This is a genomic window from Pseudomonas asturiensis (assembly GCF_900143095.1).
Lineage (GTDB): Bacteria > Pseudomonadota > Gammaproteobacteria > Pseudomonadales > Pseudomonadaceae > Aquipseudomonas > Aquipseudomonas asturiensis.
In genome coordinates, this window is the sequence record NZ_FRDA01000002.1 from 64,326 (window position 1) to 78,723 (window position 14,398).

8 protein-coding genes and 2 pseudogenes are annotated in these 14,398 nt (G+C 56.6%); 3 read left to right on the forward strand and 7 right to left on the reverse strand.

Going from position 1 to position 14,398, the window contains the following annotated elements; genetic code table 11:
* Positions 1–30: 30 nt before the first annotated feature.
* The gene (locus tag BUB69_RS03410; RefSeq protein ID WP_073162366.1) at positions 31–306 is read left to right on the forward strand and encodes a peptidylprolyl isomerase; all 276 of its coding nucleotides are present in this window, start codon (positions 31–33) and stop codon (positions 304–306) included.
* Between the two features lie 55 nt (positions 307–361).
* Here BUB69_RS03410 and pgm read toward each other — a convergent pair whose 3' ends face one another.
* From pgm to BUB69_RS03435, 5 genes are all read right to left on the reverse strand, one after another.
* The gene (pgm, locus tag BUB69_RS03415; RefSeq protein WP_073162368.1) at positions 362–2,008 is read right to left on the reverse strand and encodes a phosphoglucomutase (alpha-D-glucose-1,6-bisphosphate-dependent); all 1,647 of its coding nucleotides are present in this window, start codon (positions 2,006–2,008) and stop codon (positions 362–364) included.
* Positions 2,009–2,115: 107 nt separating this feature from the next.
* Positions 2,116–4,428 carry an ATP-dependent DNA helicase gene (locus BUB69_RS03420; protein ID WP_073163209.1) on the reverse strand — a complete coding sequence of 771 codons (2,313 nt, stop codon included), beginning with the start codon at positions 4,426–4,428 and terminating at the stop codon, positions 2,116–2,118.
* A gap of 120 nt (positions 4,429–4,548) precedes the next feature.
* The gene (locus BUB69_RS03425) at positions 4,549–5,955 is read right to left on the reverse strand and encodes an aminotransferase-like domain-containing protein (protein WP_073162371.1); all 1,407 of its coding nucleotides are present in this window, start codon (positions 5,953–5,955) and stop codon (positions 4,549–4,551) included.
* A 94-nt stretch (positions 5,956–6,049) separates the two neighbouring features.
* Positions 6,050–7,552 (reverse strand): hypothetical protein, encoded by a 1,503-nt coding sequence (locus tag BUB69_RS03430; RefSeq protein WP_073162374.1) that lies wholly within the window; start codon positions 7,550–7,552, stop codon positions 6,050–6,052.
* Positions 7,553–8,112: 560 nt separating this feature from the next.
* Positions 8,113–9,141 carry a zinc-dependent alcohol dehydrogenase family protein gene (locus BUB69_RS03435; RefSeq protein ID WP_073162376.1) on the reverse strand — a complete coding sequence of 343 codons (1,029 nt, stop codon included), beginning with the start codon at positions 9,139–9,141 and terminating at the stop codon, positions 8,113–8,115.
* Between the two features lie 319 nt (positions 9,142–9,460).
* Between BUB69_RS03435 and BUB69_RS03440 the strand changes: the two genes are divergently transcribed.
* Together BUB69_RS03440 and BUB69_RS03445 are read left to right on the forward strand one after the other, a co-directional pair.
* Positions 9,461–10,375: a LysR family transcriptional regulator gene (locus BUB69_RS03440; protein WP_024688297.1), complete on the forward strand. Its 915-nt coding sequence runs from the start codon at positions 9,461–9,463 to the stop codon at positions 10,373–10,375.
* 153 nt (positions 10,376–10,528) lie between these two features.
* Positions 10,529–11,797, forward strand: a complete 1,269-nt coding sequence (locus BUB69_RS03445) for a tyrosine-type recombinase/integrase (RefSeq protein WP_073162379.1) — start codon at positions 10,529–10,531, stop codon at positions 11,795–11,797.
* A 417-nt stretch (positions 11,798–12,214) separates the two neighbouring features.
* Here the strand turns inward: BUB69_RS03445 and BUB69_RS29450 are convergent.
* Positions 12,215–12,733 (reverse strand): annotated as a pseudogene (locus BUB69_RS29450) (methyl-accepting chemotaxis protein); the annotation flags it as partial.
* Positions 12,734–13,072: 339 nt separating this feature from the next.
* Positions 13,073–14,323, reverse strand: a pseudogene (locus BUB69_RS29455) (cache domain-containing protein); the annotation flags it as partial.
* Positions 14,324–14,398: the final 75 nt, after the last annotated feature.

The following is a 14,398-nucleotide window of genomic DNA, read 5'->3' on the forward strand; positions in this document are numbered from 1 at the left end:
CAGGCTTTTACAGTTGCTGGGTATCGAGACATGAAAACACAGGCCCGCCATATCCTGGTGAAAACCGCCGAAGAGGCCGAACAGCTCAAGCAGCGTATCGCCAAGGGCGAAGCGTTTGACGTATTGGCCAAGAAGCATTCTAGCTGCCCGTCCGGCAAACGCGGCGGCGATCTGGGCGAAGTGCGGCCTGGGCAAATGGTGGGCGCCATTGATCAGGTGATTTTCAAGAAACCGCTGCGCACCGTGCACGGGCCGATCAAGAGCAAGTTCGGTTACCACCTGGTGCAAGTGTTTTACCGGGATTGACGAAAACGGCCCGCCTGCGCAAATCGCAGGCGGGCCGTCGCCGTGACCTCATGGATTACCTGGCAGCAATCGCGCCGTCCACCAGCACCTGAGCCTCTGCCACCAGACGCTGAAGGTGATCCTCACCCACGAAGCTCTCGGCGTAGATCTTGTAGATGTCTTCGGTGCCCGACGGGCGCGCGGCAAACCAGCCATTTTCAGTCATGACTTTCACGCCGCCGAACGCCTGATCGTTGCCCGGCGCGTTGCTCAGCACCGTCTCGATCTGCTCGCCCGCCAGTTCAGTGGACGTGACCTGATCCGGCGACAGCTTGCTCAGCAATGCCTTTTGTTGCGGATTGGCCTTGGCATCGACGCGGGTCGAGTATGGCTTGCCCAGTTGCTCGGTCATGGTCTGGTAATGCTCGCTCGGATCACGTCCGGTGCGTGCAGTAATCTCGGCCGCCAGCAGCGCGGGAATCAGACCGTCCTTGTCGGTGGTCCAGACCGAACCATCACGACGCAGGAACGAAGCGCCCGCGCTTTCCTCGCCACCAAAACCGAGCGAGCCGTCAAACAGGCCTTGCGCAAAGTACTTGAAGCCCACCGGCACTTCGTACAGGCGACGGCCCAGACGTGCGGTAACGCGGTCGATCATGCCGCTGCTGACCACGGTCTTGCCCACGGCCGCATCCGCGCGCCAGTCCGGGCGATTCTGAAACAAATAATCAATGGACACAGCCAGGTAGCTGTTGGGCGTCATCAGCCCGCCGGTCGGGGTCACGATACCGTGGCGGTCGTGATCCGGGTCACAGGCAAAGGCAACCTGATACCGGTCCTTGAGACCGATCAGGCTCTGCATGGCATGGCTGGACGACGGGTCCATGCGGATCTGACCGTCCCAGTCGACGCTCATGAAACGGAACGTCGGGTCGACGAACTTATTGACCACGTCCAGGTTCAGGCCGTAATGCTCGCCAATCGCGGTCCAGTAATTGACCCCTGCGCCGCCCAGCGGATCGACGCCAAGGCGCAGTCCTGCATCACGAATGGCGTCCATGTCGATGACATTTTTCAGGTCTGCCACGTAGGTATTGACGTAGTCATGACGATGCGTGGTGTCGGCACGCAAGGCTTTTTCATGGCTTATGCGCGATACGCCCTGAATCTTCTCGGCCAACAATTCGTTGGCCTTGTTCTCGATCCACTTGGTGATGTCGCTGTCGGCCGGGCCGCCATTGGGCGGGTTGTACTTGAACCCGCCGCTTTGTGGCGGGTTGTGCGACGGCGTGATGACGATGCCATCGGCCAGACCGGAGGTGCGTCCACGGTTGTAGCAAATGATCGCGTGGGACACCGCAGGCGTCGGGGTGTATTCATCGCCCTGGGAAATCATCACCTGCACGCCATTGGCAGCCAGCACTTCAAGCGCCGTAGCCGCGGCAGGGGTGGACAGCGCATGGGTGTCGGCACCCAGAAACAGCGGGCCATCAATGCCTTTGGCCTGTCGGTACAGGCAGATGGCCTGACTGATGGCCAGAACGTGCCATTCATTGAAGCTCAGTTCGAAAGAGGTGCCGCGGTGCCCGGAGGTGCCGAACGCAACGCGCTGGGTAGCGACCGAAGCATCGGGCTGGCCGGTGTAGTAAGCCGTGACCAGTCTCGGGATATCGACCAGTAACTGCGCAGGTGCCAGCTTGCCGGCGAAAGGACTGAGACTCATACAACCTCCGTGGATAGAAAATGGGATGTAAACAGAAAAAACCGAACAGACCGCAAGCGATGCGGCAGTTTACTGACAGTTCGACAGCGACGCTTGGATATCGATCCTTAAGTCTTTGACTCGGCGAGCCGCCACCAGGCGGGAAACAGTTGCGTCACCTTGCGTTCCGCAAAGCGGTCATCAATCAGCATCACTACGCCTTTGTCACTCTGGCTGCGAATCACACGCCCGGCCGCCTGAACCACTTTCTGCAGGCCGGGGTACAGGTAGGTGTAATCGTAGCCAGCGCCAAACAAAGCCGCCATGCGCTGCTTGAACTGTTCATTGACCGGATTGAGCTGCGGCAGCCCCAGTGTTGCGATAAAGGCGCCAATCAAACGCGCGCCCGGCAGATCGATACCTTCCCCGAATGCCCCACCCAATACGGCAAAACCAATGCCCTGACTGCTTAACGTGAAGCGGTCGAGAAAAGCATGACGCTCGCCCTCGCCCATGCCCCGGGCCTGCTGCCAGAGTGTGATGTGCGGATGGGTAAGCGCCATCAAACCGGCCACCTGCTGCAGATAATCGAAGCTGCTGAAGAACGCCAGGTAATTGCCGGGCCGGGCCTGGAACTGTTCGGCCATCAGTTCGACGATGGGTGCCAAAGAGGCCTGGCGATGGGTGTAACGCGTGGAGATGCGGCTGACAATGTGCACCGCCAGTTGCTCATGATGGAACGGCGACTCCACATCAATCCACACGGTATTGGCGGGGAGCCCGAGTAAATCGCGGTAGTAATGGCTCGGATTGAGCGTCGCGGAAAACAGTACGGTACTGCGCGCCGCCGTCAGACGCGGCTGGATAAAACGCGCCGGCACCACGTTGCGCAGGCTCAGGCGCGACAGGCTACCTTTGCTGCCGATGTCTCGCTTGGCAATATCAAACAGAAAGTGCTCATCGAACAGTTCGGCGATGCGAACAAAGCTGATGGCCTCCAGATAAAAGCCCTGCAGGGCAACGTCCACCGCATGTGGATGCTCGTTGAAATGATCCCCGATGGCCGAGATACAGAGATTGAGGCTGTTGAGGAATTTCTCCGGCAGCCGGGCGTAGGCCTGATAGGCACCCACCTGCTCCTTGTGCAGCGCAGTCCATTGTCGACTGACGCGCTGCAGGGCTTTTTTCACGGGCTCCGGCGCCGTCTGAATCAAGGTCTTGATCGTGCCCTGATCGAGGCTGGCGCTGTACATCTGTCGGGCGCGCTCGACCATGTTATGGGCTTCGTCCACCAGCGTAGCAACGCGCCACTGATTCAACTGGCCGAGACCGAACAACAGCGCGCTCAGGTCGAAGTAATAGTTGTAATCGGCAACCACCACGTCGGCCCAGCGCGCCAGCTCCTGGCTCAGGTAGTACGGACAGACCTGGTGCTGCAGCGCAACCTCGCGCACGCCTGCCTGATCCAGCCAGGGCGACAGCAACGCTGCCGCACGTGCGGCAGGCAAGCGATCATAAAAACCCTTGGCCAGCGGGCAGGAGTCGCCATTACAGGCCTTGTCCAGATGTTCGCAAGCCTTGTCCCGTGCCACCAGCTCCAGCACCCGCAGCCCCAGGTGCGGAGCGCTGTCGCCAATGACCTGCAACGCATCCAGCGCCAGCCTGCGACCGGGGGTCTTGGCAGTGAGAAAAAAGATCTTGTCGAGTTTCTGGACTGGCAGCGCCTTGAGCAGCGGAAACAGCGTGCCGACGGTTTTGCCGATACCGGTCGGCGCCTGCGCCATCAGGCAGCAGCCGGTGCTCACGGCTTTGTAGACAGATTCCGCCAGCGTGCGCTGACCGGTACGAAACGATGCATGAGGAAACGCCAGCGTGCCCAGCGTCTGGTGCAATCCTTGAGTGTGCGCCAGCTCCTGTCGCGCGTGGCTCAGGAACACTGCGCACTGCTGTTCGAAAAACGCATGCAGCGTCTCGGCGCTGAAGGGTTGGCAAATAAGGGTTTCCTGCTCACTGACAATGTTGAAATACACCAGCGCCAGCGTGACCTCCTTCAGGCCTAGCTGCTGACAGAGCAGCCAGCCATAGACTTTCACCTGCGCCCAGTGCAACTGACGATGATTGGCAGGCATGGCGTCCAGCTCGCCGCGATACGTCTTCACCTCTTCGAGCTGATTACGCGCAGGGTCGTAGCCATCTGCCCTGCCCCGAACGGTCAGTTCATGGTAGTCGCCGCTCAACGCCAGCTCGGCCTGATAATCGGCGCTGCGCCGCGAGGCGACCGTACGATGTCCGGCGATGCCTTCCTGTGCGGTCGGCGACGGCGTGAAACGCAGATCCAGATCACCGACCTTGGCCGTGAACTCACACAACGCCCTGACAGCAACAGCATAACGCCTGGTCGGCGCTCCGTCGGGGGCAAGTGTTGAGGAAGGACTGGCGATGGTCAGAGAAGTCACTGCGCGAGGAAACCATGGGTTACAGATACTGGACAGGCGTCCAGTTAACAACCTTGTAACGAACCTGGCAAACACAAATGGATCGGCGGAAGGATGAACGCCTCATCAAGGTGTACGCGCCTGCTCGAATGCAGTCCTCAAGGTGGCAAGCAACCGCTCGGTGTCCTGACTCCAGTCAATGGCGTAACCGATGCGCAGATGCTGTCGATGCCAAGCGTGCGCGCTGAACAACTCACCCGGCGTGATCACGATCCGCTGTCCAAGCAAGTCATCGAATACTCGCCGCATGCTCACCGGACTCAAGCACTCGGCCCAGAATGCGCTGCCCCCCGTCGGTCGTTCATAGCGCAGGATGCCGGCCAGATGACGGTCCAGCGCCTGATTCATTTCCAGCATCCGCTCGGCCAGCGCCAGGACAAGGCTATTGAGGTGCGTATCCATCTGCCCGCTGGCGTACAACCGGGCGATTGCCTTCTGACGCATCGGCGGCAGCTCGAACCCGTGGACCAGAAAATAGCGCTGCCACTCATGCTCGCCGCCCTTGCACAGCACATAACCAAAAGGTGCCTCGGGCCCGAGGGTTTTCGCGAAGCAACCCATGATAATGAGACGACAAGGGTCAATCATGTCGCGCAATCGGCCCTGTTCGCGGGTGAATGACAGATCACCATGACTGTCATTTTCAAGCACCCGAACCTTGTATCGCTCAAGCCGCTCCGCCACGGCTTGCGTGTTGCTCCAGGGCCTGACGCGGCCGCAAACCGGATTGAGCAGCGACGATAGAAGCGCGAGGCTAAAGGTGTGCTCTTCAAGCACCTGATCCAGCACCACCAGATCCACGCTGCCGCTCTCGTCCAGCGGCAGTTCGACAATCCGTATGTCATACGCTTGCAGCAGACGCAGCAGCCCCCATGAACAGGGAGACTCAACCAGCACGTGGGTTTCGCGCAGGCCCAGCGTCTCGATCACGGCCTTGAGCATGCTGGACAGATCCGCGGCTATGTAGACGTCGTCGGCATACCAGCCATGTCCTGCATCTCGGGTATAGCGGGCTGCCAGCGCAGTGCGCAGCTCGACGTCTCCGAATGGCTGAAAACCAGCACTGCCGAATCTGGGATAATGACGCGCCAGCTCCCGCTCCATGGCAATCAGCGGACTGGCCTGAAGCTGCACCACGGTGGGCTCGTCATCACCGATCACCCACATTCCGGGCCGACGTGCGCTTCTGCACATTGCATTCAGAAGATCATCGTCGTGACGATTCGAAGGCCGCTCTACTTCACCGCGCTCGGCAGCAATCGTGTAGTAGCCCGATTTGGGCACGGAACAGATGCGCCCTTCTTTTTCCAGCAACGAATAGGCGCTCTGTACCGTGGAGATCGATACCCTGAGCCGTCGCGCCAACTGGCGCAACGAAGGCAATTTGAAGGGTGACGTTTCTTGCGCGTCGTTGACCAGACGCAACAGATAGCGATACACCGCCTGATAGGCGAAATCCGTTTTGTTTTTCATGGAAAATTACCCGGCACTCAGCCAATAAAAGTCCCAGGCAGTCGCGACATGACAGGTGCCCGCAACGGCAACGATCACGCCGCACACAGCAGGTTCAGCGCCCGGAGACAATCTGCAGAACGGATTCACCGGTTGAGGGGTCGATGGTCATGATACGGCGCTTGTCAGGGTCTGCAGCGCGAATCCTGGCGATGATCGAGCGCTCGTCATTGAAGTCCACGCGCTGCTTGGCATAGAGCTTGCGCGCGCCGTCGATGGTCAGACCGCTGATATCGACCAGCCAATTCAAGACCTGATCAGGTGCGGTCGAGCCGGACAACACCTTGTGCAGGTCCGGCAGCGCGATCAGCATCCCCGGATGACACCGCCGTAAAAACGCTTCAAGCCCTCGCCCGTTGTCCACGAAAGGCGAAAAGAGCATGCAGACCAGTTGGACTTCGTTGAGCCCATAGCCTTCCTGAGCGAAACCCTCGGCCAAGCTTCGACGCACGGCGATACGTTCAGGCCCGTCATAGGCGCTCAAGGCCTGCTCGATAAGCCGAGCCGGCATTCCCTTGGCGCGCATGAGCGAAGTCGCCAGCGTCAGGTATTCGGCAATGCCGTCGGCATAACTGCGCTCCTGAACATACTGCGCCGCCAGTCCGCGCATGTGTGCCATCAATAGCGGGTTTGCGCAGTCGGATTCGCTGAAACTGAATGACAGGTCATCAAAACGAAAATTCAGGAACTCGCTCAGCAGGCCCCAGTGCTCATCCGCTTTGCAACTGACCAGATCGGCAATGCCGATAAGCGCAGGGGCGCTGGACTTGAGGGGTGGGGCAACAGGCCGAACGGGCTTGTCTACGTCAGCCTGTTCTCCATACAGTTCGTGGTAGAAGGCCTGCCCGACATGATCCAGCGCCCTGAGCACGCTGTTGGCGTTATGGTTTTTCCACTGGCCAGTCCCCTGCCCTGTGCGTTGTGCCAAGCGCATGATCCAGGTGATGTACTGCTTCTGGTCCTTGCGCGAATCGCCACTGACCAGCGCATCGACACCCTTGCCCCAAGACGAGGCTCGCCCCAGAAACTCGGCCAGCCCCAGATAGCAGCTGTTGCAGAAAGTCGTGCGTGCATCGCCAGCGGACAGATGCCCGGCCACCAACATATCAGAGCGGTTCTGCTCGCGGCCCGCACTGGAAAACGGTAGGTCCGGCTCAAACGGCTGAGTGTACTGGTTATCGAACACCAGCATCTCAACCCGCGGATCATCGTAGAGAAACAACGCCGCATAACTGCGATCGATGTTATCCATGACGGCAGACGTCATGCCCGCATGGCGCCTGTTGGCCACGCGCAGGTTGAATGTTCCGGGGGCGCGACACGCGATGCTCAACTGCGCCGCCCGCACAAATGCCAGCGTGTAGGCACTGTCCTTGCCACCGCCGAACGCCACCAGCACCTTAAAAGTGGAGATTCGCTCGATGCCGCCTGCGGCAACGATAAGGCGCTGAATCAACAGTTGCAGCGCGGTGCGCTCCGCCCGCGAAAAGTAACTCAGCAGGCGCTGCAATACCTGCTGGTATACATAATTCATTGCCTGTTCATGGATGGCGCTCATTGTGTGCTCCCTGCCCGCTCAACCCGGCAAAACACCGTATTGGCACGGCATTCAACATCGGGCTGATCATCGAATTCATAATCGACCATGACTCATTCCCTGAGTAATAATTACCAAACTATTATCAGTATCCTTGAAACAATTACAAGGCACAGAATGGCGTTAAAAACAGTGCAGTTAAGTTGCCCATTCATCGGCTTTAAACATCGTGTTTATAGGCCGGACCCAAATTCTGAAGACATAGAACCTGCGACGACTGCGTACACAAATCGCTGGAACCCCCTAAAGCCCTGACCTTCAGCGACTGACCATCACGCTGACTGCCTAAATGCGACATTTAGCGTAGGAAAGTTAGTTGGCGGCGCGTCTTTTCTGAAAGCTTGATTAAACACTATTAAACAGCGCCTGACCGACACAACGCGTCATCGCGACAGGTTCAGTGATCCCTGACATGAATCAATAGAGCGATCCTCAGAGAGTGTTGATCATGACCAAAAAAAAGCCTTCCACACAGGGAAGGCTTTCAGAGATTCGTCAACTAGCGAGGCAGGACTGCGTATTCAGTCGGCTTCAACCTCAAGCTCCAGAACCGCCCGCCCGCCAATCGGGCAAGTGTCCATGTAGCGGTGCGCCTGCACGACCTGCTCGAACGGGAAGCTGCGCGTCTGCAAGGGCGCCAGCACCCGGTCGGCTGTCAACTGATTGATGTCCTGCAGGGCTCGTTTGAGCGCTTCCTCGTCCTGGGTAATCCCAAGCTCCGGTTTGCCGGTGAAGTTGCCCAGGCAGTGCACATAGAACTGGATGTTCTTCTGAAACGCCGCGCAGGCCGGAAATGGCGTCTGATTGCCACCTTGCAGACCATAAAGCACCAGGCTGCCACGTGGCGCCAGCACATCCCCCATCAACGACATCTGCGGACCACCCAGGCCATCGAACACCGCATCGACGCCGCGGTTCTCGGTGTACTTGTTGACCGCCATCAGCAGGTCCTGCTCTTCAGTGACGACGACCTTTTCGGCCCCCAATGACAGCAGATAGTCGCGAGCATCGGCCGTCTTGGTGGCGGCAATCACACGAACACCGAGCGCTTTGCCCAGTTGCACGAACGAAGGTCCTGCGCAATGACTGGCATCGGTCACCAGCACATACTGCCCGGCTTTGACCCGCGCCAGATCGACATAGGCAAAATAAGCCACCAGATAAGACGTGTAATGCACGCTGGCCTGAACCGGCGTGAGCACGTCCGGGTAACGAACCAGTGCCTTGCGCGGCAGCACGATGAACTCGCCGTATACCGGGTGCTGGTTGGCATCCGCTGCCGGAAAGCTCGCCACCTTGTCACCGACGCTCAAGTCATCGACGCCTTCGCCGAGCGCTGTGACCACGCCCGCCATTTCATAGCCCACGCCAGCCGGTAGCCGTGCCTGGGTCGATGCAAGATTTTGTCGCCAGAGAACGTCATACCAGCTGACGCCGATCGCCTGGACGCGCACTTGCACCTCGCCGGGTGCAGGCAGCGCGACGGGATGCTCTTCGATCTTGAGCACCTCGGCCGGGCCAAACTGGTGAAAACGGATCATGCGGGACATTGAGAACCTCGCCTCGTAAACCTTGATGCCACAAACTCTATCCGGGCATTGCCGGTAACACTATCAGTGGCTATTAATAGTCGACATGCCTGCCATCGATTGTCTCTTCCAGGCTGCACAGCCTGTAGGACAAAGCCTGAGCGCCGATTGCAAGACTGGCGGCCATTGTTCGCATGTCGACGAAACATTGCAACCCGTGTGGGCATTTAACGCAGGTCAATGATCTTTCTGTTAATTTTTGATTCGTGAAATCAACGTTTGCTCGTACTATCGCACCCTGCTCCCGCTTCCCATCGACAAATGGCCCGAGATCCTTCGTATGAATCGCAACGACCTGCGTCGCGTCGACCTCAATCTGCTCATCGTCTTTGAAACCCTGATGCATGAACGAAGCGTCACGCGTGCTGCGGAGAAACTGTTCCTCGGCCAACCGGCAATCAGTGCCGCGCTGTCGCGCCTGCGCGGACTGTTCGACGACCCGCTGTTCGTGCGCACCGGACGCAGCATGGAGCCCACCGCGCGCGCCACGGAAATCTTCGGCCTGCTGTCCCCTGCACTGGACTCCATCTCGACCGCCGTCAGCCGCGCGTCGGAATTCGACCCGGCCACCAGCACCTCGGTGTTCCGCATCGGCCTGTCTGACGACGTCGAATTTGCCCTGCTGCCGACCCTGCTCAAGCGCCTGCGCTCCGAAGCACCCGGCATCGTGCTGGTGATCAGGCGAGTCAATTACATCCTGATGCCGCCTCTGCTGGCCTCAGGGGAAATCTCGGTCGGCGTCAGCTACACCCAGGACCTGCCTGCCAACGCAAAACGTAAAGTGTTGCGCCGCAGCAAGCCGCAACTGCTGCGTGCCGACTCGATCCCTGGCCCGCTGAGCCTGGACGACTTCTGTGCCCGGCCCCACGCGCTTGTCTCTTTCGCAGGCGACCTGAGCGGATTCATTGACGAGCACCTGGAAAAACTGGACCGCAAACGCCATGTGGTACTGGCCGTCCCCCAGTTCAACGGCCTGGCAACGCTGCTGACCGGCACCGACATCATCGCCACCGTCCCGGACTACGCCGCACACGTACTGACCGCTGCAGGCGGCGTGCGCGCTGAAGAACTGCCTCTTGAAACCCGTACGTTCGAACTGCACATGGCCTGGCGTGGCGCGCAGGATAACGATCCGGGGGAGCGATGGTTGCGGTCGAGGATTCAGATGTTCTTTGGGGACCCCGATAGCCTGTAACGGAATTCCACTAAATTCTATAAAACCATTTAATAACAACAAGTTATTGGATTTTTAAGACCATAGCCGTCTGTCTAAATCCAATGGATTCCACGACTCATGGGGGCATAATTGGGGGCAAATTTCGGTTCCTTAAAAAGGATGCCCCCACCGATGCCCCCAGATAATGCGGTTGTTTTCAAACGAAAACTCAGCGATGCCTTGATCCGCTTACTGACCGAACCTGGCAAACACGCCGATGGCGAAGTTCCTGGCCTCTACTTGGAGGTGAGGGCGTCGAGTAAGGTCGGCAAATCCCCTTCCAAGGTTTGGCGATTGAAGTATCGGCTGCATGGGAAGGAAAACCGCTTCTCCATCGGCGCTTACCCCGACATTAGCCTCAAGGAGGCACGCGACATTGCCCGCGGCGCACGCCGCGACGTGGCTAACCACACCGCTCCGCTCAGGGCCAAGACCGCCAAGATCGAGGCACAGTTGCTCAATGAAGAGCGCACCTTCGCTTACGTGGCCGAGCAATGGTTGGCATTCAAGTCTGCCGAACTGGTGACAAAATCCATCTCGGGCTTTACCGGAGCGCTGAACAACCACATCTTGCCTGCCATTGGCAAAAAACCGATCAGCGAGATCAAGTTGGAGCACATCACTACGATCATCACTGAGTTGCGCCGCCAGCGCACCATGGCCATGGCCCGGCGCGTGCGCACCATCATACGTGCCGTTCTGGGCTTTGCCGAAGGTCGCGGCTGGGTGGAGCGCAACGTGGCACTCAGCAACATTGAGGAGTTGAAGATTCGCCACATCGTGACCAGCAACCCGGCGATCGAAAGGCCATCCGACTTGGGCAGGTTTCTTCTACGCCTTGATGACTGCAACGACGGCAGCGTTGCCACCGCAATGCGCCTGCTGGTCATGTTGCCGGTCCGCCCAGGCGAACTGGTGCAGATGCGCTGGGAAGATGTCGACTTGGCGGGCGCCGATTGGCGTTATGTGGTGAGCAAGACCAAGCATCTGGACAAGAGCAAACACATCGTGCCGTTGCCTGAACAAGCCTTGGTTCTGTTACGCGAGCTACATAAAACCCGCGTGGTGGATGAAGAAGGCAAAGGCTGGGTGTTCGTCTCGCCGGTCTATCCGGGACGTCCCATAAACCCGACCTCCATGCTCAAGTCCTTTCAGCGTATTTGGCCGGAGTACAACATCACTGCTCACGGCTTTCGCGCGACCTACAGAACCATTGCACACGAGCACTTGGGCATCGATCCAATTGTGCTCGAACTATCGTTATCCCACAGAATGCCAGGTGCACTAGGGGCTGTTTATGCGCGTGCGCAACTGCTAGCGCAACGCCGGGAAGCGGCTCAACGATGGGCTGACTATTTAGATCATCTACGGCAAAACGCTTGGCGAGTGACCACAGATTGACGATATACGAAAATCAGGAGATTGGAGCAGGAAACGATACTCGCATCTAACGCCCGCCCCATTGAAATCTAAAGATTTTCTTTTCTTGCCTAAGCAGGGAAGGACTTAATTATAAATTTTATTGAGGTACATCAAGAGCCAAGTACAAGTGACTCCATGCTACGCCATTTAATTCTATTTATCGCCAATCGACGAACTCTCCGTAATTGACGCTCTTTTCGCATCACCACAGAGAGCTATGAATGAGAGAGCGCGGGGACCCTCTGACTGAAAAAAAGGATCAGGATGCGTAAAGATATTCACGGGCTTCTTATTTACGTTATATCGACCTATGTTAGCTGAGCGCCCGCTTGAAGCGGGCCACCCATTAACAAGTATTAATTAAAAGGTCGGCATCCAGCCGTGACTAATAGCTAGTTAGACCTTGAATTGGGTGACTAACCTACACTGCTCAGCCGATAGAGCATTAAGGGTTGATCCCGACTCCAACGCCTTCTTCGCCGCTGTGGCGACTTGATCCGTAATTTGTCCCATTCCTGTTATTGTGAAGTTGATTTCTTCAGCCACCTGGCTTTGCTGTTCTGCAGCTGCAGCAATCTGATTATTCATCTCATTGATGATGTTTACGGACGCCGTGATACCCAAGAAGGTATGCGCGGCCATCTGCGCTTGCTGTAAACATGATTGAGTATGGGTATGACTTTCAAGCATTGATTGGGTCACCGACTGACTCCCGCCCTGCAAACGTTCGATGATTAATCTAACCTCCTCAGTCGCAAGCTGGGTTTTTTGCGCCAAGCTTCTAACTTCATCAGCCACAACAGCGAAACCACGGCCATGATCTCCGGCTCGAGCGGCTTCAATAGCGGCATTGAGTGCGAGCAAATTGGTTTGTTCTGCGATGGCACGGATCGCAGTTACAACAGCTCCGATATCATTGCTGCTTTCTTCGAGTACTCTCACCGTCTTGACAGAATCTTCCATGCGAATAGCGAGCGAGTGAATAGCGGCGACGGCGTCCTCCATCGCTACTTTCCCATCACTTACCGCTTGTTCCGCACGCCCTGTTGCTCTTGCAGCATTCATAGCGTTTGCTGCGACATCCTGCGAGGATGTAGTCATCTCGTTAATTGCTGTTGCAATCTGCTCAACGTCACTCTGCTGACTCTGCATCCCTTTATGAGTTTGCGCCGCCATAGCGGCGCCGTCGGACGTTGAGTCAGCAATCATTTTGGTCGAATCTACGACCTTAATAATTAACATCTGTAACTTCTCTAAAAATACGTTAAACTCTTGAGCAATAAGCCCTAATTCGTCCGCCCGCGAACTACTCAGTCGCCGAGTTAAATCCCCCTCCCCTTTAGCGATATTTTTTATCATCGCCAGCATACTGCGAAGTGGACGAACGATTCCGCGCGCCACGAATCCGACAATCAGAATTCCGAAGCCACTCACCAGTAAACCAACTAATCCCATTGAGCGCGCTTCAGAAATGTAGTGCTGCTCTAAGAGATTTTTTAGATCGCTAACGCTCTTGAAAACGACACTTTCTGGAAGTCGTACCAATAGTGTCCACTTCGTAGCTGTGTTGGCAACGGCAAAACGAATTGCCAGTTGAATCATACCTCGTTGATCAAGATTATACCTCTCATCTGAAGTGCTTAGCGTTGAAAATGAGCTAACCAGTTCTGTTCCAAACATATCGCTAGCAGATTTCCCTACTTTACTAGCGTCCCCAGTGTACGCTACGAAACGGCCGTTGCCGGAAACCAGGGCCATGTCACCCACCCCTCCATACAACTCACGATTTGCTTTTTCGAGGATTTTTTGGACAAACTCCAAATCTAGCGATGCACCAGCAATACCTTTGAATTTATCCTTTACGAGAATCGGAGCGGTAAACGCAGTCAACTGCACTGTTTTCCCGTTAATAGTATAAATTACAGGATCGGTTGCACAGGCAGAGCGACTTTCCTTTGGACACAAATAAAACTCGCCCTCTCTTACACCCGTAGGTAGCAGAGCCTCACTTTCCATAGCATATAGCTTTGATAGAGTGTATTTGCCGCCTTCAGCACGAAACCACAAGGGCAAGAAGCGCTCTAGCTCGCTCAAACCCCTATTAGCACTTTTTTCAAAAATACCTTCTGGTTCCCAGGCTATGTAGGTAGTCACTAGTTGTGGGTTTTGAACGAGCGCATCAAGGGCAAGATCACTGAGCAATTTCCCTTCTGCGTCACGATCACCATCAGGCTTGGATCCAGCCAAAACATTGGCTCTTGCAAGATTTTTTGCGACCGCAATTGGCTGATCCAACTGCCTCTGAATTTCGCTAACTTGATACTTTGAAAGGCCTACCAAGTGCTCTTTAACCTCGCCCCCCAAAACCTCTCGGGTTTTATCGCCGATCCAGTTCTGGGTTTTCTCTCCAGAGATTAGCGCATACAGCACTAATACCGCCACTACGGAGAGAATCGCAGCCCCTGCGTAAAACATAATGTTCAACTGAAGAGATTTTATTTTCATTATTTTCTCACTCTTGCTTACGAAGCTAAAGGCGATATTATTTTTCCACAACTACTAGAGCACATGACCTGAACA